The sequence below is a fragment of the Streptomyces sp. NPDC041200 genome, from assembly GCF_055591805.1.
Window position 1 is genome coordinate 109,135 of the sequence record NZ_JBVIZF010000012.1, and the last position, 20,267, is coordinate 129,401.

Sequence of the window (20,267 nt, forward strand, 5' to 3'; positions counted from 1 at the left end):
GCCGCGCACCTGCGGTGACGCGGTGAGCGAGGGATCTGCTCGGATTCTGGACAAAGTCTTCCGCTGAGCGAACCCGCTCGCTACCGTTCGTGCACGCACACGCCCCGTGGCAGCGTCGCCCCGGAGTGCAGCCGTTGCGTACCACCGCGACCGGCGGAGCACCCTCGCGGAGAGCCGCCACCCATCACCGAGGAGGGGCGTCGTGACCGCGGAGACCTCCCAGACGCTGGACCGGGGACTGCGCGTCCTGAAACTGCTCGCCGACACCGACCACGGGCTGACCGTGACCGAGCTGTCCACCAAGCTCGGCGTCAACCGCACCGTGGTCTACCGGCTGTTGGCCACCCTCGAACAGCACTCCCTGGTCCGCCGGGACATCGGCGGGCGGGCCCGGGTCGGGCTCGGGGTGCTGCAGCTCGGCCGCCAGGTGCATCCGCTGGTGCGGGAGGCGGCGCTGCCCGCGCTGCGGTCCCTCGCCGAAGACATCGGCGCCACCGCCCACCTCACCCTGGTCGACGGCACCGAGGCGCTGGCCGTCGCGGTCGTCGAGCCGACCTGGACCGACTACCACGTCGCCTACCGGCCCGGTTTCCGCCACCCGCTGGACCGGGGCGCCGCCGGGCGCGCGATCCTCGCCGCCCGCGCGGGCCGCCCCGACGACCCCGGGTACGCGCTCACCCACGGTGAGCTGGAGGCGGGCGCGAGCGGCGCGGCCGCCCCACTGGTCGGGGTGACCGGGATCGAGGGCAGCGTGGGCGTGGTCATGCTGTGCGACGCGGTGCCGGAGCGGGTCGGCCCGCGGGTGGTGGACGCGGCCCGGGAGGTCGCGGACGCCCTGCGGTGACGGCGGTGACGGGTGCTGACCAGGGCGGCGCGTCGTCCGCCCCGCCGGTCAACTAAATTCACTCCTATGCCTGTCGTCTCCCTCCGCGCCGCCTCCCGCCGCGCCCGGATCCTCACCGTGTGCGCCGTGCTCGTCGTCGCCCTGCTCGCGGTCGCCGCGCTCGCCCCCCTGCCGTTCACCGTGGCCCAGCCGGGCACCACCGTGAACGTCCTCGGGGCGGACGGCGGCAAGCAGGTGATCACCGTCTCGGGGAGCGACACCCGTAAGACCGAGGGCCAGCTGCGGATGACGACGATCGCGGCGACCGGACCGGAGGCCACCGTCCGGCTGAGCGACGTGGTCAGCGGCTGGTTCCGCACCGACCGCGCGGTGCTGCCGCGCGAGGCGGTGTACGTGGGCGACACGACCAAGGACATCGAGCGGCACAACGCCGACGAGATGCGGAAGTCGCAGAACACGGCCACCAGCGCCGCCCTCGGCTACCTCAACAAGTCGCCGGGCGACGTCAAGGTGAAGCTGCGCCTCGCGGACGTGGGCGGCCCCAGCGCCGGGCTGCTGTTCTCCCTCGGGATCGTCGACAAGCTGGACGGCGACGGCCGCGGCGGCGACCTCACCGGCGGCCGCGCCATCGCGGGCACCGGCACGATCGACGATCGCGGCAAGGTCGGCCCGGTGGGCGGCGTCCCGCTCAAGACCCAGGCCGCCAAGCGGGACGGCGCCACGGTCTTCCTGGTCCCCGAGGACGAGTGCAAGGACGCCGAGACCGAGCTGCCGAAGGGGCTGCGGCTGATCCCCGTCACCACCCTCGACGGCGCCGTGAAGGCCCTGAACAACCTCCAGTCGGGCGGCGCGGTCCCGCACTGCTAGGCACGGCTGGGCGCTGCTCAGTCGAAGCGCGGTACGTGGGGCACGCGCGGCGTCGCCAGCCGCAGCCCGACCTCCACGAGCCGCCAGCCGAGCCGGGTCCGCAGCGGATCCGCACGGCGTGACGGTCTGCGCGGGGCGTCGCGGCGGAGCTGCTGGGCGCGCAGGCGGTGCAGTAAGTGGTGGACGTGGTCGTCGTACATTCGCTCTCCCCCAGGGGTCGGGTCAGTCCTCGTCGCGCGGGAAGCCGTGGAGATGGACGCGGTACCGGGCGGAGTGCTCGGTGTCCGGGTCGAGCTCCTGCTCGCGGTAGCCGTTGATCACTTCGTGCACTTTGTCGATCATTTCCCGCGCGAGGGTGGGCGTCAGACGCAGGGTGAAGTCGCTGATGTCCCAGTTCGTGTGCCACTCCGCGGGCCATTCGTGCTGGGTGCCGAGCCAGGTGGACAGCTCCTGGCCGTGCAGGGTGGCCCATTCGTGCAGCAGCGTGTTCATCGCGCCGCGCACGGACGGATCGGGGTGCCGCAGCAGCTCCTCGGTGCCCACCCTCGTACGGGCCTGCGCCGCCTTCCACCACCGCTCGCGCCCCTTGCCGCGCTCCGGGTCGTCCTCCACGAAGCCATGCGCGGCCAGCTGCCGCAGGTGGTAGCTGGTGGCGCCGCTGGACTCGCCCAGCCGGTCGGCCAGTTGGGATGCGGTGGCCGGTCCGTACTCGCGCAGCGCGCCGAGCAGCCGCATCCGCAGGGGGTGGGCGAGCCCGCGCAGGGAGCGCGGGTCGAGCACCCGTACGTCGTCGTCCGCGTCGTCGTTCTGGGCCATGCGGAGCAGAGTAAGTGTGCAAAGACTTCTTTGCAACGGGTTTTTTGCACACCCTCCCGGGCCCGTCAGGCGGATCAGTCTTCCGCCGCCTGCTGCACCAGGGGGATGATCCGGAGCGGGACCGGGTTCTCCATCACGATCGCCGTCGAGGCGCGGACGATGCCCTCGATGCCCACGACGCGGTCGATCACCCGCTGGAGGTCGGCGTTCGAGCGGGCGACCAGACGGCAGAGCATGTCGCCCTCGCCGGTGGTGGTGTGCAGCTCCAGCACCTCCGGGACGCCCGCCAGATGGGAGCGGACGTCCGGGCCCTGGCCCTGTTTGATCTCCAGGGTCGCGAAGGCCGTGACCGGGTAGCCCAGCGCCGCCGGGTCCACGTCCGGGCCGAAGCCGCGGATCACGCCCTGGGTGCGCAGCCGGTCCAGCCGCGCCTGTGCCGTGCCGCGGGCGACGCCGAGGCGGCGGGAGGCCTCCAGGACGCCGATGCGGGGCTCCCGGGCGAGGAGCTCGATCAGGCGGGCGTCGAGCGCGTCGATTCCCATGGGGCCTCCGGGGTGGTCTGTGATGGTGGTCACTCTGTACAGAATGCTGCCCTGATCCGCGCTTTCGCTATGCAGTCTGCGCAGCGAATTCGCGAACTGTTGCGCACCCTGAGCCACGGGGAGACGCTGCCCCTATGACTGAGATCCTGAACCCCACCCCGACCACCGCGCGGCAGGCAGACCCCTTCCCGGTGAAGGGCATGGATGCGGTCGTCTTCGCCGTCGGCAACGCCAAGCAGGCCGCCCACTTCTACGCCACCGCCTTCGGCATGAAGCTCGTCGCCTACTCCGGACCGGAGAACGGCAGCCGGGAGACCGCCAGTTACGTCCTCGTCTCGGGCAGTGCCCGCTTCGTGTTCACCTCCGTCATCAAGCCGTCCGGCCCCTGGGGCCGCTTCCTCGCCGAGCACGTGGCCGAGCACGGCGACGGCGTGATCGACCTCGCCGTCGAGGTCCCGGACGCGCGGGCCGCGTACGCGTACGCGATCGAGCACGGCGCCACCGGGATCGAGGAGCCGCACGACGTCAAGGACGAGCACGGGACGGTGGTGCTCGCCTCGATCCGTACGTACGGCGACACCCGCCACACCTTCGTGGAGCGCTCCGGCTACGACGGCCCGTACCTGCCGGGCTACGTCGCCGCCACCCCGATCGTCGACGCGCCCCAGAAGAGGCTGTTCCAGGCCATCGACCACTGCGTCGGCAATGTCGAGCTGGGTCACATGGACGAGTGGGTGGCCTTCTACAACAAGGTCATGGGCTTCACCAACATGAAGGAGTTCGTCGGCGACGACATCGCCACCGAGTACTCCGCCCTCATGTCGAAGGTCGTCGCGGACGGCACCCGGAAGGTCAAGTTCCCGCTGAACGAGCCCGCGGTGGGGAAGAAGAAGTCGCAGATCGACGAGTACCTGGAGTTCTACGGCGGCCCGGGCGTCCAGCACATCGCCCTCGCCACGAACGACATCGTCGCGACGGTCCGCGCGATGCGCGCCGCGGGCGTCCAGTTCCTGGACACGCCCGACTCGTACTACGAGACCCTGGGGGAGTGGGTCGGGGACACCCGGGTGCCCATCGAGACCCTGCGCGAGCTGAAGATCCTGGCGGACCGGGACGAGGACGGGTATCTGCTGCAGATCTTCACCAAGCCGGTGCAGGACCGGCCGACGGTCTTCTTCGAGATGATCGAGCGGCACGGGTCGATGGGGTTCGGCAAGGGGAACTTCAAGGCGCTGTTCGAGGCGATCGAGCGCGAGCAGGCCAAGCGCGGCAACCTCTGATCGCCCGGCCGGGGCCCGCCACCGGGCCCCGGCGAGGCGCGGTCAGCCCGCCCACCGCCCCGACAGGAAGGTGAGCGTGAAGACGGTGCTCACGGGTGCGACGAGACAGAAGTAGACGGTCCTGACCTGCGGTCTGCGCAGGCTCCAGCCCGCCAGCCCGATCCACAGCGGCCACCACAGCAGGGTGGAGCGGGGGACGGACATGAACCAGTACGAGGTGCCCAGCGCCCACAGCGTGAGGGCGATGTAGACGGCCTCGGCCCAGCGCCGCCGCCACAGCAGCACGCCGAGCAGGAGAAGCCCGAGGGCCATGGCCACCAGCTCGGCCTGGAACATGGCGGCGAACCCGGTGGACTGGCCTCCGCCGAAGGCCGCGTCCCAGGTCTGGGACCAGCTCTTCCAGGGGGACTCGAAGGCGCGGGACCAGCCGCGCTCCTGGGCGTGCCGCCAGGCCATCCAGTCGCCGGTGTGCGCGTGCAGATACCAGCCGAATAAGGCCGGGGGCAGCGCGGGCAGCACCAGCCAGGGCAGCGACCGCCAGTGCCCGCGGGCGCGGACGGCGGTGAGGACGAAGTGGACGGCGATGGCGGCGGCGACGAAGAGGCCGCTGATGCGCACGGTCGTGGCCAGCGCGGTCAGCAGGGCGGCGGCGGCCCAGCGCTGCCGCTGGGCGGCGAGCCAGCCGGGCAGGGCGAACGCGAGGAAGAGCGCCTCGGTGTAGCCGACGGCCAGGAAGACCGCGCACGGGGAGAGCAGGAAGAACAGGACGGCGCGCCGGTCGCCGTCCGAGCCCGGCAGATACAGCCGGGCGATCCGGGCCAGCGCCAGGACCCCGACGGCCCCGGCGACGAAGGAGATCAGCAGCCCGGCCGCGCCCCAGCTCGGGATGACGGTGTGCAGGGCGCGCAGCAGCATCGGGAAGCCGGGGAAGAACGCCTCCCGGCTGTCCCACTTCTTGTCCCAGGGGCCGCTCTCCCCGGGGAAGTAGCCGTCGCGCGCTATGTGGAGGTAGTGCCCCCAGTCCCACCGCTCGAACGGTTCGAGGAGGCGGGAGGGCTGGTGCGCGCCGCCGTCCCCGGGGAACATCCAGCGGACGCAGTAGGCCGTGATCCATATGGATATCCGGGTCAGCAGGTACAGCCACAGCACCTCGCGGTCGCCCGGGCCCAGCCAGCCGGGCAGCCGGTCGCGCAGCCGGGAGGGCAGGCGGACGAACCGCGGGACCCGCCGACGCGTCGAGGGCTCCCGCGCCGCGGCGGCCCACGCGGGGCGGCGGGGTGCGGGGTGGCGTGGCTCGGGAGGTGCGACTGACATACGGGGATCTTTCGCGTAGACGTGAGGCTGTCTCCTGGGGGAGACGTCGTCTCGGGTGGGTACGTCACGTCGTCGCTCCCATATTCACCTGCGGTACGACATTCGGGTTACCCAACCGGGAAGAAACGGAGTGATACAGCACACAATGCGCCGCTCGTGCCAGAAAAATGGAACACCAGCTCGGTTGGAGAATCGCACCGTCTACACTCTCGGCATTTCCTGTTCACCCCAACACGGTGTGTTCTCTTGGGAGTTGTTGAGTTCGCATGCAGACGGACAAGTACGCGACGGGTCGGTTGACGAGGCGCAGGTTCGCCCTGGCCGGTGGCGCCGCCGCCGCGGGTGCGCTCGGGGCGTTCGCGGTACGGCCCACCGAAGCCGAGGCCGCTGAGGCTGAGGCCGCCGAGGCCGGAGCCGCCGCATCTGGAGCCGCCGAAGCCGCCGGTGGCCGGTTCGACCTCTCGGTGCGCTCCGCGCAGCTGATCCGCGAGAAGGCGCCGCACAACAGCACCGTGCTGCAGTCCTTCGCGTTCGACGACGTCAACGGCCACCTCTACACGATCCAGATGATGCAGGGCGGCATCCGGCTCAGCGGCGAATCCGCCCCCGTCTCCGGCCCCGACCGGGCCGAGCGCGGCGACATGTGCGTCACCCGGCTGTCCCTCACCGGCACCAAGCTGGGCCACATGTACGTCAGAGGCTTCGGCCACGGCGTCTCGATCGGCTGCGAGCCGGTGGGTGCCACCGCCTATCTGTGGACCGAGTCGGACGCCAACCCCGACTCCGGCTACGGGCGCGCCATCAGCCGCTTCGCGTACCGGGACGGCGCCGTCCTCGACAGCGGCTCGTCCGCCCTGGCCACCCACCGCCCGGTGCCCGGCTCGACCAGCAACCAGCCCGCCGTCGACATGCTCAACAAGCGGCTGCTGCTGCGCTACCGCCAGGGCGAACAGGTCCGCTACCGGCTGATGAGCCTGGCCGGGGTCACGGCGGGCGACTACACCGCGGTGTACGACGACATACCCCAGGCCGGGATCGAGGAAGGCGAGGTCTTCCAGGGCTTCACGCTGCTCGGCGACTACGTGTACCAGCTCACCGGCACCAACTACACCGCCGAGAACGGCACCAACCCGCCCTCCGGCCACGGCAACGCCCATGTCTCGTGCGTCGACCTGCGCACCGGCGAGCTGGTCCAGCGCTCCCGCACCGAGGCCGGATACTCGCTCGACTACCGCGAGCCCGAGGGCATGGCCGTCCAGCTCACGAGCCCGCGGCGGCTGTGCATGGGCTTCGCGTCGGGCGCGTCCGGCGCCCGCGAACTGAGCGTCTACTACAAGCCGCAGTGACCGGAGCGCGATAACCCACTCGCCGCGCCGATCTTCCCTGGCGCCCCGCCGAGTGCGAGCCTGGGCGTATGACCGACCTCATCGAGTCGCTGCGGGAGGGCCTCCCCGAGGAGGCGGTGCTGACCGACCCCGATGTCACGGCGGCGTACGCCAACGACATGGCGAGCTTCTGCGACGCGGGCGCGCCCGCCGTGGTCGTCCTCCCGCGCACTGTCGAGCAGGTGCAGCACGTGTGCCGTACGGCCACGGCGCTGCGTGTCCCCATCGTCCCCCAGGGCGCGCGCACCGGCCTGTCGGGCGCGGCCAACGCGTCCGACGGCTGCGTCGTGCTGTCCCTGATCAAGATGGACCGCATCCTGGAGATCAACCCGGTCGACCGGATCGCGGTCGTCGAACCGGGCGTGGTCAACGCGGCGCTGTCGCGCGCCGTGCTGGAGAAAGGGCTGTACTACCCCCCGGACCCCAGCAGCTGGGAGCAGTGCACCATCGGCGGCAACATCGGCACGGCCTCGGGCGGGCTGTGCTGTGTGAAGTACGGCGTGACCGCCGAGTACGTCCTCGGCCTGGACGTCGTCCTCGCGGACGGACGGCTGCTGTCCACCGGCCGCCGCACCGCGAAGGGCGTCGCGGGCTACGACCTGACCCGCCTCTTCGTCGGCTCCGAGGGGAGCCTCGGCATCGTCGTACGGGCCGTCCTCGCGCTCAAGCCCGCCCCGCCGGAACAGCTCGTCCTGGCCGCCGAGTTCCCCTCCACCGCGGCCGCGTGCGACGCGATCTGCCGCATCATGGAGCGCGGCCACGTGCCGTCGCTGCTGGAGCTGATGGACCGTACGAGCGTGCGCGCGGTCAACGCCCTGGGCGGCATGGGCCTCCCCGAGTCCACCGAGGCCCTGCTGATGGCCGCCTTCGACACCCCGGACCCGGCGGCCGACCTGGCCGCCGTGGGTGAGCTGTGCACGGCCGCCGGGGCGACCGAGGTGGTCCCGGCGGAGGACGCGGCCGAGTCCGATCTGCTGCTCCAGGCCCGCCGCATGACGCTGACCGCGCTGGAGGCGGTCAAGGGCGTCACGATGATCGACGACGTCTGCGTACCGCGCTCCCGCCTCGCCGAGATGATCGACGGCACGGCCGCCATCGCCGAGAAGTACGCCCTCACGATCGGGGTCGTGGCCCACGCGGGCGACGGCAACACCCATCCGACGGTCTGTTTCGACCCCGGGGATCCGGACGAGTCGCGGCGGGCGCGCGAATCGTTCGACGAGATCATGGCGCTGGGGCTGGCGCTCGGCGGCACGATCACGGGGGAGCACGGGGTGGGCGTGCTGAAGCGGGAGTGGCTCGCGCGCGAACTGGGACCGGTGGGGGTGGAGTTGCAGAAAGGTATCAAGCAGGTCTTCGACCCCTTGGGTCTGCTCAACCCGGGAAAGCTCTTCTAATACTTCACGGAATGCTCGCTGTCCTGGCTTCCCCCATTGCCCGCCAAAACGGTACGGGGCGGTGCCACAGTAGGTACGGGCCGCGGGCCCGTCTGATAGACCTTGACATCGCGCTCCGAGTTGCACTGCGGCAGCGCAGCACAGCAGCACGGCGAGCACAGATACGGGACATCGGAGATCATGAGCGCCCCTTCCTCAGGATCCGCTGACGGCAGCTCCATTCCTGGTTTTTATCCGGATCCGTCCATTCCCAACTACATCCGGTACTGGAACGGCGCCGCATGGGTGCCCGGCACGAGTCGGCCCGCACCGGCCGAGGGCGAGGCCATGCCCGCAGCGCCGCCCGGAGTCACCCACACCCAGGTCACCGCGCCGGTACCGGACGAGACCGGTCCGATGTTCCTGGACGAGGACCCGCAGCCGCTGCCCGCGCCGGAGGTCGGCGGGGCCCTGCCCGAGCTGCGGGCGCGCGCCGAGATGGACGTCCGGGACCCCGCCGTCCATGACCCCGCCCCGGGCGGCGTCATGGGCACCGAGCCGGTGCCGCCCGGCGGCACGGCCGCCCCGGTGGACTGGGACGATCCGCAGCGGCTGCACGGCACCCGCCCCGGCGCCGGGGCCGCCTGGCAGGCCGACGCGTCCCACCAGGCCGGGTTCGGCGGTGAGCCGGACCGCCGGGTCTCCTGGGGTTCGCCGGAGCCGGAGGACCCACGGGCGGGGCTGCCCGACCCGCGCGGTGCGGGTGATGCCGGTGGCGACGGGAGCGGCCGTGGTGAAGGCGGTCGCGACCCGGGCACGCTGACCATGCGCGGCGACGGTACGGGCGCTCCGGGAGCTCCGGGAGCTACGGGCGACCGCAAGGATCGCGCCACCCACGCCCTCCCCGCCGTGCGCAGCACCCCGGAGCTGAGCGCGCCCTCGGCCGACGCCGGTAGGGCGGGGGCGGACGGCACGATGGCGATGCGCGCGCTGCGGCCGACCGGCCGCGACGAGGGCACGATGACGTTCCGTGCGCTCGACCGCGACGCCCCGCAGGGCCCCCAGCAGTCGTCCCAGCCCCAGCAGCACCAGCCCCCGCAGCCTCCGCCCCACCAGCAGCAGTCCCCGCCGCAGCAGCCCTACGGCGGCATCCCGGCCCAGCCGTCCCACGGCGCCCCCGGCGGCTGGCAGCAGCAGGTCCACCAGCTCGCCCAGCAGCAGCCACACCAGCCCCAGCAGCCCCAGCCCCAGCAGCCCCAGCCCCCGGCGCCCCAGCAGGGCGCGCCCGAGAGCGTCATCCCCTGGAAGCCGCCGGTCGACAACCCGTTCCTGCAGGCCGCCCAGGCCGAGGGGCGGCCCGCCGGGCTCGGCCGCCGCTTCTCCGCCCGGCTGATCGACATGGCCGTGCTGCTCGCCATCACCGGGGCGGCCGGGTTCCCGCTGTGGGGGAAGGCCGCCGACCACATCGACGAGAAGGTGGAGGCGGCCAAGCAGTCCGGCGAGACCGTGACCGTCTATCTGCTCGACGGCACGACCGGCGGCTACCTCGCCATCGTGCTGGGCGTGCTGCTGCTCGGCGGGGTCCTGCTGGAGGCGCTGCCGGTGTCCCTGTGGGGCCGTACGCTCGGCAAGAAGCTGTGCGGGGTGCGGGTCCTGGACATCGAGGAGCACGACACCCCGGCGTTCGGCGCCGCCCTGCGCCGCTGGCTGGTGTACGGGGTGCTGGGCGTGCTGGTGGTCGGCGTGGTGAACGTGCTCTGGTGCCTGTTCGACCGCCCCTGGCGGCAGTGCTGGCACGACAAGGCCGCCCGCACCTTCGTCGCCACGGCGGACTGACCGGGGTCCTGAGGGGGATGGTTCATCCAGTCGGATGGACCATCCGGATCGCCCGAACGGGGCGTGCCGGATGCGGCCGTCCTCGATCGGCGGTCGACTCGGGCCATGAGCACCGACCAGCCGCCGCCACCCGGGGACGAGCCCCACGACCGGGATCCGTTCGCCAAGCAGCAGCCGCCGCCCCGGGCGAACGGCTCCCCCTACGGCGACCACGACGGCGGCGACGACCCGCTCGCGGGCATGCCCCCGCTCGCCCACCTCGGCCGCCGCCTCGCCGCCCGGATCATCGACGGACTGATCATCGGCATCCCGGTCGGCCTGATCATGGCCCTGGTCCTGGGCACCTACTACCCGATGGGCGACGGCAGCGACGCCCGCTCGTCCGTGTTCACGCTCGCCTACGTCCTGGTGTACTTCGTCTACGAGGGGATGATGCTGACCCGCTACGGCCAGACCCTCGGCAAGAAGGCGATGAAGATCCGGGTGGCCATGCTGGAGACCGGCGAGACCCCGGCGGGCGGGCCCGGCTGGGTGCGGGCCGCCGTGTACGCGCTCCCCGAGATCGTGCCCTGCTGCGGCGCTGTCTTCTGGCTGGTCAATGTCTTGTGGTGCACCTGGGACCGGCCGTATAGGCAGTGTCTGCACGACAAGGCGGCCAAAACGGTCGTCGTCTCGGCCGAGCCGTGACGCATCTGCCCTCGGCCCGCCGCGAGGGGCCCGGAGGGCTGCTGATGTAATCGGGGTCATGAGCCCCGACCAGCTGTCGTCGCCCCCGTACCCCGACCTCGCGGGGATGCCCCCGCTGGCCACGCCCGGCCAGCGCTTCGTCGCCCGGCTGATCGACGGCCTCGTGCTCGGCGTCATCTGGACCGTGGCGCTCGGCATGACGGGTGCGCTCCAGTACGGCATGGAGCACTCGGGCGAGCAGGATCTGGGCAAGGTGATGGGCGGGCTGCTCATCACCATGGCGGTCTACTTCGGCTACGAGGGCGCCATGCTGGCCCGCAGCGGTCAGACGCTCGGCAAGAAGGCGATGCGCATCCGCGTGGCGATGCTCTCGGACGGAAACATTCCGGGCGGCCAGGGCTGGGTGCGCGCGGCGGTCTACACACTGCCGGGACTGCTGATCCCGGTGCTCGTCGGCACCCTGTTCTGGGTGGTGAACGTCGTCTCGCTGCTGTGGGACAAGCCGTTCCAGCGCTGCCTGCACGACAAGGCGGCGCGGACGGTCGTGGTGTCAGCCGTGCAGTGAGTGCTCCCGCGGCGATTCGGCCACCGCGGACCCGGCCAGCGGGCGGTGGCCGCGCACCGGGCGGCCGGTACGGCCAGCACGGGCGACGCGAGAGGGGCGGGACACCGGCACGGTGAGGGCTACCAGCAGCCCGAGTGCGAAACCGGCCACGGTCACCATGCCCACCCCGAGCCCCGAGCGGGTTTCGGAGAGCAGCAGCATGGCCAGTGTCGACAGGACGACGGTGGCCGAACCGTAGGCGAGCTGGGCAGAAGTCGGACGCGGCATGGCGGGATCCGTCCTCAGGGGCATCGATATGCGGGGGTATGAGTCGGGCTGATGTGCGCCGTCAAAAAGACTCTACGGTCCTGGATGCCCGATGGGGAGCGGGACTAAGCGTGACCTCACCCACGGGGAAGGTGCACGGGGGGCGCACGGAGTCACGTACCGACCCGTCACATGCAAAGTCAAGGACTGTCTTTTCTCCTGACACTCCGGTCAAATGTGCGGCACCGGTGTGTGGAAGGGGAGGAACAAGTGAACAGCCAACGGAGGGCGGCCAGATCGGCCGCGGTCGCCACGGTGGTGGCCGCGCTCGGCGCGGCCGCGCTGGCAACGGGCGTCGCCCAGGCGGACGCGCCATCTACGCGTGTCGAACGCCATGACCCGGCGCCCGCGAAGACGGACGTCGAGCACGATCTGGCGGGCCCGTTCAGCAAGCAGCAAGAGGCGCAGCGCCAGGACGCGTTGCGCCAGGTCATATCCGGGGACAAGGAGACCACCCGGCGCGGCGCGTCGGAGGTGGTGAAGCTCGGCAAGGGCAAGTACGTCGAGCTGGCCCGGGAGAAGACCGACAAGATCTTCACCGTGCTCGTGGAGTTCGGCGACAAGGTCGACGACACCACGATGTACGACCCGGACGGCGCCGACGGCCCCGAGCCGCCGGTGAAGAAGTACGGCGGCGCCCCGGGGCCGGCGCACAACACGATCGCCGAGCCGGACCGCGCCCAGGACAACAGCACCGCCTGGCAGAAGGACTACAACCAAAAGCACTTCCAGGACCTCTACTTCTCCGAGGCCAAGGGCAAGGAGTCCCTGAAGAAGTACTACGAGAAGCAGTCCTCGGGCCGCTACTCGGTCGACGGCGAGGTCTCCGACTGGGTCAAGGTCGACTGGAACGAGGCCCGTTACGGCTCCAACTACTGCGGCGACACCAACTGCGCCAACGCCTGGGACCTGATACGCGACGGCGTCAACCAGTGGGCGAAGGCCCAGAAGGCGGCCGGCCGCACCGACGCGCAGATCAAGACGGACCTGGCCCAGTACGACCAGTGGGACCGCTACGACTTCGACGGCGACGGCAACTTCAACGAGCCGGACGGCTACATCGACCACTTCCAGATCGTGCACGCCGGTGAGGACGAGTCCGCGGGCGGCGGCGCCGAGGGCGAGAACGCGATCTGGGCGCACCGCTGGTACGCGTACGGCACCGACGCGGGCAGCACCGGCCCCGGCGCCAACAAGGCGGGCGGCACCCAGATCGGCGACACCGGCATCTGGGTCGGCGACTACACCATGCAGCCGGAGAACGGCGGCCTCGGCGTCTTCGCCCATGAGTACGGCCACGACCTCGGCCTGCCCGACGAGTACGACACCACGGGCAAGGGCGAATCCTCCGTCGCCTACTGGTCGTTGATGTCCGCGGGCTCCTGGCTGGGCACCGGCGAGGACTCCATCGGTGACCTCCCCGGCGACATGTCCGCCTGGGACAAGCTCCAGCTGGGCTGGCTCAACTACGGCACCGCGAAGGCCGGTACGAAGTCCCGGCACACCCTCGGGGTCGCCGAGTACAACACCAAGAACAAGCAGGCCCTGGTCGTCAACCTCCCCGACAAGGCCGTCACCACCGAGATCACCGCGCCCGCCGAGGGCACCAAGCAGTGGTGGTCCGGGATGGGCGACGACCTGAAGAACACCCTCACCCGGTCCGTCGACCTCACGGGCGCCGCCAAGGCGAACCTGGACCTCCAGGGCTGGTGGGACATCGAGGAGAACTTCGACTACCTCTACACCGAGGTCTCCACGGACGGCGGCGCCAACTGGACGCCGGTCGACGGCACCGCGGACGGCAAGGCCATCCCGCGCGACGCGGGCGACAAGCCCGCGCTGACCGGCACCTCCGGGGCGTACCGGAAGCTCTCCTTCCCGCTGGACGCCTACGCGGGCAAGAAGATCGACCTCCGCTTCCGCTACCAGACGGACGGCGGGGTCGCGCAGAAGGGCTTCACCGCCGACGCCATCTCCCTGACCGCGGACGGCAAGCCCGTCGTCACCGACGGCGCCGAGGGTGACGACAACGGCTGGACGGCGGACGGCTTCTCGCGCGTCGGCGCGTCCTTCACCAAGGACTACCCGCAGTACTACCTCGCCGAGAACCGCCAGTACGTCAGCTACGACAAGACCCTGAAGACCGGCCCGTACAACTTCGGCTGGGCCTCCACCCGGCCGTCCTGGGTCGAGCACTTCCCGTACCAGAACGGTCTGCTGATCTGGCAGTGGGACACCTCGCAGCCGGACAACAACACCGGCGTCCACCCCGGCTCCGGTCAGATCCTCCCGGTCGACGCGCACGCCGCCCCGGAGAAGTGGGCGGACGGCACGCTGATGCGCAACCGCGTTCAGGCGTACGACTCGACCTTCAGCTGGTACCGGGCGGACGGCTTCACCCTCCACAAGGACGGGAAGGCCACGAAGATCAAGGGCAAGCGGGGCGTCCCGGTCTTCGACGACCGCAAGGGTACGTACTGGGACAAGTCCAACCCCACCGCCGGGGTCCAGGTTGCTGACACCAACACCCGGATCTCGATCCTCCGGGAGCGCCCGGACGGCCAGACGATGACCGTCCAGGTGGGTCCCTCGTCATAACCGCAGGTCAAAGCAGTGACGGCCGTCACCCACTAGCGGGCGACGGCCGTTCACGTTTAGATGCACCTAGACCTTCTTATTGACACCACGTCTCACGGGGGACATGAACCGTATGGCTGATGGAGGATTCACGAAGCTGCCGGGCGGCAGCGTGGTGGTGGCACTGACCCTGCCCCGCCCGCTGGGCGAGGGCGGCGTCCGCGTCCTGGTCCACGCCGCGAACCGGGCGCGCGCCCTGACCAGGCTGCGCAACCTGGGGCTTCGCGCCGTGTATCTGCGCGGCAACAGCGCGCCACCGACGCCCGACGAGGTGACGGCGGTGCTCCACCACCCCGACGGCCTCATCTGGCGCACGTCCCCCGACATCGGCGGCGAGCTGTGGCACCCCATCGCCGCCCTCCTGCGCCCCGCGGCGACCGCCTGACGGGCGCCTGAGGGCCCTCAGGTCACCGGCTGCCCGCTCAGCCGGACGCCCGCGTCCCGCAGCTCCTCCAGGGCGCGCTGGGTGGTGGCGGGGGCCACGCCCACGGTCAGCCCGAGCAGGACGTGCGTCACGAACCCCTCGCGGCGCGCGTCCAGCGCGGTGGCCCGCACGCAGTGGTCGGTGGCGATCCCGGCCACGTCCACCTCGGTCACGCTCCGCTCCCGCAGCCACGCCGCCAGCGTCGTCCCGTGCTCGTCGACGCCCTCGAAGCCGCTGTACGCCGCGCTGTACGCGCCCTTGTCGAAGACCGCGTCGATCGCGCCCGACGCCACCGCGGGCGCGAAATTCGGGTGGAAGCCGACCCCCTCCGTGCCCGCGACACAGTGCGGCGGCCAGGTGCGCTCGTAGTCCGGGTGGTCGGAGAAGTGATCGCCCGGGTCGATGTGGCGGTCGCGGCTGGCCACGATGTGGCGGTAACCGGGCGACGCCTCCCCGATGTAGTCGGTGATGGCGGCGGCGACGTCCGCGCCGCCCGTCACCGCGAGGCTTCCGCCCTCACAGAAGTCGTTCTGGATGTCGACGACGATCAGTGCCCGGTGCATCGCGCACGCCTTCCGGCTCGGCCCGTGGTGGTCACAGCAGTAGCAGCGGCGCAAGGGGCGATCGGCATGATCGCTATCGACGCCATGGTCGTCATGGACGTACCCCTCACGCCTGCGAGTACTCCGTCGGCAGCACCGGATCGCCCTGCGAGAGCTGCGTCGCCGACAGGGGCAGCCCCGCCCGCGCCGCCGCGTGGCGGTCGCGCGCCGCGTCCAGCGGCTCCCGGGCCACGATCTCGCCGCCGCGCACCAGCTCGATCTGCATCGTGTGGGCGGCCAGGGCCTCCGGGACGGGGCCGCTGCCGATCACCTCGGCCTCGGCCACCCCGTCCGCGTCCGGCCGCCGGGCCGCCCACTTGCGGCCGCCGATCGAGGTCTTCGCGCCCATGGACTTCTTCGCCACCGGCACCAGCGGCGCGTCGGCCGCGTCGGACTGGGCGCGGGCGACCAGCTTGTAGACCATCGAGCAGGTCGGATGGCCGCTGCCGGTCACCAGCCGGGTGCCGACCCCGTACGCGTCCACCGGGGCCGCGGCGAGCGAGGCGATCGCGTACTCGTCCAGATCGCTGGTGACCACGATCTTCGTGCCCTTGGCGCCCAGGTCGTCCAGCTGCTGCCGCACCCGGTGGGCGAGCAGCAGCAGGTCGCCGGAGTCGATCCGGACGGCGCCCAGCTCCGTGCCCGCGATCTCCACCGCGGTGCGCACCGCCTCGGCGACGTCGAAGGTGTCCACCAGCAGGGTGGTGTCGCTGCCGAGCGAGGCGACCTGGGCGGTGAAGGCGTCGCGCTCGTTGTCGTGCAGCAGGGTGAAGGCGTGGGCGCTGGTACCGACGGTGGGGATGTTGTAGCGGAATCCGGCCGCTAGGTCCGAGGTGGTGGCGAAGCCGCCGACGTACGCGGCCCGCGCGGCGGCCACGGCGGCCAGCTCATGGGTGCGGCGCGCGCCCATCTCGATCAGCGGACGGCCGCCCGCGGCGACGGACATCCGGGACGCGGCGGCGGCGACCGCCGAGTCGTGGTTGAGGATGGAGAGGATCACGGTCTCCAGCAGCACGGCCTCGGCGAACGTGCCCTCCACCCGCATGATCGGCGAGCCGGGGAAGTAGACCTCACCCTCCGGGTAGCCCCAGATGTCGCCGCGGAACCGGAAGTCGGCGAGCCAGGCGAGCGTCGGTTCGTCCACGATCCGGTGCTGCGCGAGGAAGTCCAGGACGCCGCCGTCGAAACGGAAGTTCTCGACGGCGTCGAGGACCCGTCCGGTGCCCGCGACGACGCCGTAGCGCCGCCCCTCGGGCAGCCGCCGGGTGAAGACCTCGAAGACCGAGCGGCGGTCGGCGGTGCCCGCCCGCAGCGCGGCCTGCAGCATGGTGAGTTCGTACCGGTCGGTGAACAGCGCAGTCGACGGCACGTCCACCGGCAGTCCCAAGTCCGCAGTGTCCATGTTGATGATGTTACCTCGCATACTCGTCAGAGTGACGAGATCTGGGTGCCGGTTTAGGCGACCGGCCCTACCGGGTGGCAGCATTGGGGGTGTGAGTGTCAGTCCGGTGGAGATCGAACGTCCAGAATCCAGCGAGGCGCCGATGGAGGTGCCTGAGCCGGACGTTCCCTGGGTGACGGTGGTCCACAATGACCCCGTCAATCTCATGAGCTATGTCACGTACGTGTTCCAGAGCTACTTCGGCTACTCCAAGGACAAGGCGCACAAGCTGATGCTCGACGTTCATCACAAGGGGCGCGCGATCGTCTCCAGTGGCAGCCGCGAGGAGATGGAGCGCGACGTGCAGGCGATGCACGGGTACGGGCTGTGGGCGACGCTCACGCAGGAGCGCTGATGTCGGGACGATTTGAGCCGCTGCCGGGCGGCGGTGCCGCCGTCGCCCTGGACGAGGTGGAGATCTCCATCCTGCGCAGCCTGGCCGTGCAGCTCGCGGAGCTGATCGGTCCGGGCGACCAGCCGGCCGGGGCCGAGGACCCGCTGGACGCGCTGTTCGCCGAGGGGCCCACCAAGCCGCCGAGCGACCCGGCGCTGGCCCGGCTGTTCCCGGACGCCTATGGGGCGCCGGACCAGAAGCTGGAGGGGGACGCGGAGAAGGAGGCGCGGGCCGCCTCGGCGGAGTTCCGCCGGTACACCGAGAACGATCTGCGGGCGCGCAAGCGCGATGACGCCCTGGCGATGGTGCGCGACCTGGACTCGCTGGCTGCCGGGTCCACCGGGTCGGCCGCCAAGGAGCCGGCGGTGCTGGAGCTGGCCCCGCAGAAGTCCCGGCAGTGGCTCGGTGCCCTCAACGATCTGCGGCTGGCGATCGGGACCCGTCTGGAGGTCACCGACGATGACGACGGCGGTGAGCTGCTCGGGCTGCCCGACTCCGATCCGCGCAAGCCGATGGTGATGGCGTACTTCTGGCTCGGCGGGCTGCAGGAGACGCTGATCGAGACCCTAATGGCGTGATCGTCGCCTTTTCTGATCACTTTTGATCACTGAGTGTTCGTTTAGAGAGTGCTCAACTCCGGATAACGATCGCATCACTGCGATCACTCGCTTTGTTGTACGTGACAACGTTTGTCCGGTTCTCCCTGTGGCGTGCCTCACAGTCGGCTGAGTCGATCAGTGTTGCCCTCGTGATAAATCTTCACGATCGCCAGCCGCACAGGGAGAAAGGCACATCACATGACCTCAGCGGCGCCTGAAGAAGGCTATGAGCGCGGCTTGGGCAGTCGCCAGGTACAGATGATCGCCATCGGCGGTGCCATCGGTGTCGGTCTGTTCATGGGGGCCGGGGCGAACATCGCCAAGGCGGGCCCCAGCATCATCCTGATGTACGCCCTCGCGGGCGTCGTCATCTTCTTCATCATGCGAGCGCTCGGAGAGCTGCTCCTGTATCGCCCTGTCTCGGGCTCCTTCGCGGAGTACGCCCGTGAGTTCCTGGGTCCGTTCTTCGGCTATGTGACCGGCTGGACCTACTGGCTCATGTGGATCGTCACCGGCATGGCCGAGCTGACCGCCGCGGCCATCTACATCCACTTCTGGTTCCCGTCGATCCCGCAGTGGGTCAGCGCGCTGGTCTTCCTGGTCGTGCTCTTCGGCGTCAACCTGATCTCGGTGAAGATCTTCGGCGAGGTCGAGTTCTGGTTCTCGATGGTCAAGGTCACCGCGATCATCGGCATGATCGTCATCGGTCTCGGCGTGCTGACCCTCGGCTTCTCGGAGGCCGGTGACACCGCGGCCGCCTCCAACCTCTGGTCGCACGGCGGCTTCTTCCCGAACGGCATCGGCGACAGCCTGATGACGCTCCAGGGCGTGATGTTCGCCTACCTCGCCGTCGAGCTGGTCGGCGTCACCGCGGGCGAGTCCGAGGACCCCGAGAAGACCCTGCCCAAGGCGATCAACACCCTGCCGTGGCGCATCATCGTCTTCTACGTCGGCGCCCTGCTCGTCATCCTCTCCGTCGTGAAGTGGACCGAGTTCTCCGCGGGCGAGAGCCCCTTCGTGCACGCCTTCTCGGTGATCGGCATCCCCTTCGCGGCGGGCATCGTCAACTTCGTCGTCCTCACCGCGGCCCTGTCCTCCTGCAACTCCGGCATGTACTCCACCGGCCGCATGCTGCGCGACCTGGCCGCCAACAGCGAGGCGCCGGGTGTCTTCGGCAAGCTCAACGCCCGTAAGACCCCGTTCGCCGGTATCGCCCTCTCCGCCTTCCTCATGGGCATCGGCGTGGTGCTGAACTACACCGTCCCGGACAAGGTCTTCCTCTACGTCACCTCGGTGGCCACCGCGGCCGGGATCTGGGCCTGGGCGATGATCCTCGTCAGCCACATCCGCTACCGCCGCGCGGTCGTGGCCGGGCGGCTGCCCGCCTCGTCCTTCCCGGCGCCCGGCGGTTCGGTCTTCAGCTGGGTGGCGCTGATCTTCCTCATCGGCGTCACCGGTCTGATCGCGTACGACAAGGACGCGCGGATCTCGCTGTACGTCGGGGCCGTCTGGGCCGTGCTCCTGGTGATCGGCTGGTTCGTGCTCAAGAGCCGTACGCCCGAGGTCGCCGCGCAGGAGCGCGAGGTCGAGTACGCGCGGGACTGACCGCTTCCGCCCCTTGGGCGCGTCGTCTCAGCAGGCGGGCTCCGGACCTCGGTCCGGAGCCCGCCTCCTATTCTGTGCACCATGCTGACCATCACCCAGGCCCTCCATGACCAGATCGTCGCGCACGCCCGGGCCGACCACCCCGACGAGGCGTGCGGTGTCATCGCGGGCCCGGCCGGAAGCGGCCGCCCCGAGCGGTTCATCCCCATGCTGAACGCGGCCCGTTCTCCCACGTTCTACGAGTTCGACTCGACCGATCTGCTCAAGCTCTACCGCGAGATGGACGACCGCGATGAAGAGCCGGTCGTGATCTATCACTCGCACACCGCGACCGAGGCGTACCCCTCGCGCACGGACATCACCTACGCCAATGAGCCCGGCGCCCACTACGTCCTCGTGTCGACCGCCGACTGCGGCAACGACGAGGGGCCCTTCCAGTTCCGTTCCTACCGGATCGTCGACGGTGAGGTCACCGAGGAAGATGTCGAGATCATCCCGGGATGACCTCTGATGTCGTCTCGCATAGTGGTTGTTACCCGTCCGTATCACGGGATGAGCTTCCGGGGGGCGGATCGGGAATCGATACGATGAGTTCATGGTTTTCGATGACGTGAGCGAGAAGGCGCCGGGCATGCTGCTCGTGGCGCGGCTTCACGTCGACCTGTGCCGGCTCGCCAGTGCGATGTGTCCGCGCCGCGCCGAGGCCGTCTGAGCGCGCGCCTCCGGCGCCCGAAGCCCGCCCGCAAG

The 20,267-nt window shown here is 70.5% G+C and carries 22 protein-coding genes; 15 read left to right on the plus strand and 7 right to left on the minus strand.

Translation table 11 applies throughout. The annotated features are described in order from the left end of the window. The first annotated feature begins 202 nt into the window (after window positions 1–202). Together ACZ6CL_RS25180 and ACZ6CL_RS25185 are read left to right on the plus strand one after the other, a co-directional pair. Entirely contained in the window at window positions 203–844 is a 642-nt protein-coding gene (locus ACZ6CL_RS25180) for an IclR family transcriptional regulator (protein WP_361487424.1), read from the plus strand. Between the two features lie 66 nt (window positions 845–910). After that, window positions 911–1,711: a S16 family serine protease gene (locus ACZ6CL_RS25185; protein ID WP_468939010.1), complete on the plus strand. Its 801-nt coding sequence runs from the start codon at window positions 911–913 to the stop codon at window positions 1,709–1,711. 17 nt (window positions 1,712–1,728) lie between these two features. Here ACZ6CL_RS25185 and ACZ6CL_RS25190 read toward each other — a convergent pair whose 3' ends face one another. The 3 genes from ACZ6CL_RS25190 to ACZ6CL_RS25200 form a co-directional block, all read right to left on the minus strand. Beyond that, on the minus strand, window positions 1,729–1,911 hold the full coding sequence (locus tag ACZ6CL_RS25190) for a hypothetical protein (RefSeq protein WP_468939013.1): 183 nt from the start codon (window positions 1,909–1,911) through the stop codon (window positions 1,729–1,731). Window positions 1,912–1,933: 22 nt separating this feature from the next. Beyond that, on the minus strand, window positions 1,934–2,527 hold the full coding sequence (locus ACZ6CL_RS25195; RefSeq protein WP_468939016.1) for an ArsR/SmtB family transcription factor: 594 nt from the start codon (window positions 2,525–2,527) through the stop codon (window positions 1,934–1,936). A 74-nt stretch (window positions 2,528–2,601) separates the two neighbouring features. Then, window positions 2,602–3,069 (minus strand): Lrp/AsnC family transcriptional regulator, encoded by a 468-nt coding sequence (locus tag ACZ6CL_RS25200; protein WP_468052780.1) that lies wholly within the window; start codon window positions 3,067–3,069, stop codon window positions 2,602–2,604. 134 nt (window positions 3,070–3,203) lie between these two features. On the opposite strand from ACZ6CL_RS25200, the gene hppD reads away from it, so the two are divergent. Next, the gene (gene hppD, locus ACZ6CL_RS25205; protein WP_468939019.1) at window positions 3,204–4,349 is read left to right on the plus strand and encodes a 4-hydroxyphenylpyruvate dioxygenase; all 1,146 of its coding nucleotides are present in this window, start codon (window positions 3,204–3,206) and stop codon (window positions 4,347–4,349) included. Between the two features lie 42 nt (window positions 4,350–4,391). Here hppD and ACZ6CL_RS25210 read toward each other — a convergent pair whose 3' ends face one another. Beyond that, the gene (locus ACZ6CL_RS25210; protein WP_468939022.1) at window positions 4,392–5,663 is read right to left on the minus strand and encodes a mannosyltransferase family protein; all 1,272 of its coding nucleotides are present in this window, start codon (window positions 5,661–5,663) and stop codon (window positions 4,392–4,394) included. Between the two features lie 266 nt (window positions 5,664–5,929). On the opposite strand from ACZ6CL_RS25210, the gene ACZ6CL_RS25215 reads away from it, so the two are divergent. The 5 genes from ACZ6CL_RS25215 to ACZ6CL_RS25235 all read left to right on the plus strand — a co-directional run bounded on the left by ACZ6CL_RS25215 (window position 5,930) and on the right by ACZ6CL_RS25235 (window position 11,512). Next, complete coding sequence (locus ACZ6CL_RS25215; RefSeq protein ID WP_468939025.1) at window positions 5,930–7,009, plus strand: phage baseplate protein; 1,080 nt, start codon at window positions 5,930–5,932, stop codon at window positions 7,007–7,009. A 68-nt stretch (window positions 7,010–7,077) separates the two neighbouring features. Then, window positions 7,078–8,445 carry an FAD-binding oxidoreductase gene (locus tag ACZ6CL_RS25220; RefSeq protein ID WP_468939028.1) on the plus strand — a complete coding sequence of 456 codons (1,368 nt, stop codon included), beginning with the start codon at window positions 7,078–7,080 and terminating at the stop codon, window positions 8,443–8,445. Window positions 8,446–8,625: 180 nt separating this feature from the next. Continuing rightward, window positions 8,626–10,260 (plus strand): RDD family protein, encoded by a 1,635-nt coding sequence (locus tag ACZ6CL_RS25225; RefSeq protein WP_468939031.1) that lies wholly within the window; start codon window positions 8,626–8,628, stop codon window positions 10,258–10,260. Between the two features lie 105 nt (window positions 10,261–10,365). Continuing rightward, window positions 10,366–10,947 carry an RDD family protein gene (locus ACZ6CL_RS25230; protein ID WP_468939033.1) on the plus strand — a complete coding sequence of 194 codons (582 nt, stop codon included), beginning with the start codon at window positions 10,366–10,368 and terminating at the stop codon, window positions 10,945–10,947. 58 nt (window positions 10,948–11,005) lie between these two features. Beyond that, window positions 11,006–11,512, plus strand: a complete 507-nt coding sequence (locus tag ACZ6CL_RS25235) for an RDD family protein (protein WP_468939036.1) — start codon at window positions 11,006–11,008, stop codon at window positions 11,510–11,512. On the opposite strand, the gene ACZ6CL_RS25240 is transcribed toward ACZ6CL_RS25235, so the two are convergent. Further along, complete coding sequence (locus tag ACZ6CL_RS25240) at window positions 11,498–11,779, minus strand: hypothetical protein (RefSeq protein WP_468939039.1); 282 nt, start codon at window positions 11,777–11,779, stop codon at window positions 11,498–11,500. The genes ACZ6CL_RS25235 and ACZ6CL_RS25240 overlap by 15 nt on opposite strands. A gap of 249 nt (window positions 11,780–12,028) precedes the next feature. Between ACZ6CL_RS25240 and ACZ6CL_RS25245 the strand changes: the two genes are divergently transcribed. Together ACZ6CL_RS25245 and ACZ6CL_RS25250 are read left to right on the plus strand one after the other, a co-directional pair. Continuing rightward, window positions 12,029–14,416 carry an immune inhibitor A domain-containing protein gene (locus tag ACZ6CL_RS25245; RefSeq protein WP_468939040.1) on the plus strand — a complete coding sequence of 796 codons (2,388 nt, stop codon included), beginning with the start codon at window positions 12,029–12,031 and terminating at the stop codon, window positions 14,414–14,416. Window positions 14,417–14,528: 112 nt separating this feature from the next. Then, on the plus strand, window positions 14,529–14,840 hold the full coding sequence (locus ACZ6CL_RS25250; protein WP_468939042.1) for a hypothetical protein: 312 nt from the start codon (window positions 14,529–14,531) through the stop codon (window positions 14,838–14,840). A gap of 17 nt (window positions 14,841–14,857) precedes the next feature. Here the strand turns inward: ACZ6CL_RS25250 and ACZ6CL_RS25255 are convergent, their stop codons facing one another. Continuing rightward, window positions 14,858–15,442 carry an isochorismatase family protein gene (locus tag ACZ6CL_RS25255; protein ID WP_468939045.1) on the minus strand — a complete coding sequence of 195 codons (585 nt, stop codon included), beginning with the start codon at window positions 15,440–15,442 and terminating at the stop codon, window positions 14,858–14,860. A gap of 106 nt (window positions 15,443–15,548) precedes the next feature. Then, the gene (locus tag ACZ6CL_RS25260; RefSeq protein ID WP_468939047.1) at window positions 15,549–16,883 is read right to left on the minus strand and encodes a nicotinate phosphoribosyltransferase; all 1,335 of its coding nucleotides are present in this window, start codon (window positions 16,881–16,883) and stop codon (window positions 15,549–15,551) included. Window positions 16,884–16,965: 82 nt separating this feature from the next. Between ACZ6CL_RS25260 and clpS the strand changes: the two genes are divergently transcribed. The 5 genes from clpS to ACZ6CL_RS25285 all read left to right on the plus strand — a co-directional run bounded on the left by clpS (window position 16,966) and on the right by ACZ6CL_RS25285 (window position 20,232). Further along, window positions 16,966–17,277, plus strand: a complete 312-nt coding sequence (clpS, locus tag ACZ6CL_RS25265; protein WP_385437129.1) for an ATP-dependent Clp protease adapter ClpS — start codon at window positions 16,966–16,968, stop codon at window positions 17,275–17,277. Then, complete coding sequence (locus ACZ6CL_RS25270; protein ID WP_468939049.1) at window positions 17,277–17,894, plus strand: DUF2017 domain-containing protein; 618 nt, start codon at window positions 17,277–17,279, stop codon at window positions 17,892–17,894. Before clpS ends, ACZ6CL_RS25270 begins: the two co-directional genes overlap by 1 nt. 219 nt (window positions 17,895–18,113) lie before the next feature. After that, window positions 18,114–19,520: an amino acid permease gene (locus ACZ6CL_RS25275; protein WP_468939051.1), complete on the plus strand. Its 1,407-nt coding sequence runs from the start codon at window positions 18,114–18,116 to the stop codon at window positions 19,518–19,520. An 81-nt stretch (window positions 19,521–19,601) separates the two neighbouring features. After that, a complete protein-coding gene (locus tag ACZ6CL_RS25280; RefSeq protein WP_468939054.1) occupies window positions 19,602–20,024 on the plus strand; it encodes a M67 family metallopeptidase in 423 nt (140 codons plus the stop codon). A 91-nt stretch (window positions 20,025–20,115) separates the two neighbouring features. Continuing rightward, window positions 20,116–20,232, plus strand: coding sequence for a putative leader peptide (locus ACZ6CL_RS25285; RefSeq protein ID WP_450878890.1), 117 nt, complete (start codon window positions 20,116–20,118; stop codon window positions 20,230–20,232). Window positions 20,233–20,267: the final 35 nt, after the last annotated feature.

Excerpts from the sequence above, each read along its gene's own strand:
- ACZ6CL_RS25225 (WP_468939031.1), top strand. The coding sequence starts at position 8,626 with ATGAGCGCCCCTTCCTCAGGATCCGCTGACGGCAGCTCCATTCCTGGT.
- ACZ6CL_RS25220 (WP_468939028.1), top strand. The coding sequence starts at position 7,078 with ATGACCGACCTCATCGAGTCGCTGCGGGAGGGCCTCCCCGAGGAGGCG.
- ACZ6CL_RS25190 (WP_468939013.1), bottom strand. The coding sequence starts at position 1,911 with ATGTACGACGACCACGTCCACCACTTACTGCACCGCCTGCGCGCCCAG.
- ACZ6CL_RS25240 (WP_468939039.1), bottom strand. The coding sequence starts at position 11,779 with ATGCCGCGTCCGACTTCTGCCCAGCTCGCCTACGGTTCGGCCACCGTC.
- ACZ6CL_RS25195 (WP_468939016.1), bottom strand. The coding sequence starts at position 2,527 with ATGGCCCAGAACGACGACGCGGACGACGACGTACGGGTGCTCGACCCG.
- ACZ6CL_RS25215 (WP_468939025.1), top strand. The coding sequence starts at position 5,930 with ATGCAGACGGACAAGTACGCGACGGGTCGGTTGACGAGGCGCAGGTTC.
- ACZ6CL_RS25230 (WP_468939033.1), top strand. The coding sequence starts at position 10,366 with ATGAGCACCGACCAGCCGCCGCCACCCGGGGACGAGCCCCACGACCGG.
- ACZ6CL_RS25185 (WP_468939010.1), top strand. The coding sequence starts at position 911 with ATGCCTGTCGTCTCCCTCCGCGCCGCCTCCCGCCGCGCCCGGATCCTC.
- hppD (WP_468939019.1), top strand. The coding sequence starts at position 3,204 with ATGACTGAGATCCTGAACCCCACCCCGACCACCGCGCGGCAGGCAGAC.
- ACZ6CL_RS25260 (WP_468939047.1), bottom strand. The coding sequence starts at position 16,883 with ATGGACACTGCGGACTTGGGACTGCCGGTGGACGTGCCGTCGACTGCG.
- ACZ6CL_RS25275 (WP_468939051.1), top strand. The coding sequence starts at position 18,114 with ATGACCTCAGCGGCGCCTGAAGAAGGCTATGAGCGCGGCTTGGGCAGT.
- ACZ6CL_RS25250 (WP_468939042.1), top strand. The coding sequence starts at position 14,529 with ATGGCTGATGGAGGATTCACGAAGCTGCCGGGCGGCAGCGTGGTGGTG.
- ACZ6CL_RS25255 (WP_468939045.1), bottom strand. The coding sequence starts at position 15,442 with ATGCACCGGGCACTGATCGTCGTCGACATCCAGAACGACTTCTGTGAG.
- ACZ6CL_RS25280 (WP_468939054.1), top strand. The coding sequence starts at position 19,602 with ATGCTGACCATCACCCAGGCCCTCCATGACCAGATCGTCGCGCACGCC.
- ACZ6CL_RS25285 (WP_450878890.1), top strand. The coding sequence starts at position 20,116 with ATGGTTTTCGATGACGTGAGCGAGAAGGCGCCGGGCATGCTGCTCGTG.
- ACZ6CL_RS25270 (WP_468939049.1), top strand. The coding sequence starts at position 17,277 with ATGTCGGGACGATTTGAGCCGCTGCCGGGCGGCGGTGCCGCCGTCGCC.
- ACZ6CL_RS25235 (WP_468939036.1), top strand. The coding sequence starts at position 11,006 with ATGAGCCCCGACCAGCTGTCGTCGCCCCCGTACCCCGACCTCGCGGGG.
- ACZ6CL_RS25210 (WP_468939022.1), bottom strand. The coding sequence starts at position 5,663 with ATGTCAGTCGCACCTCCCGAGCCACGCCACCCCGCACCCCGCCGCCCC.
- ACZ6CL_RS25200 (WP_468052780.1), bottom strand. The coding sequence starts at position 3,069 with ATGGGAATCGACGCGCTCGACGCCCGCCTGATCGAGCTCCTCGCCCGG.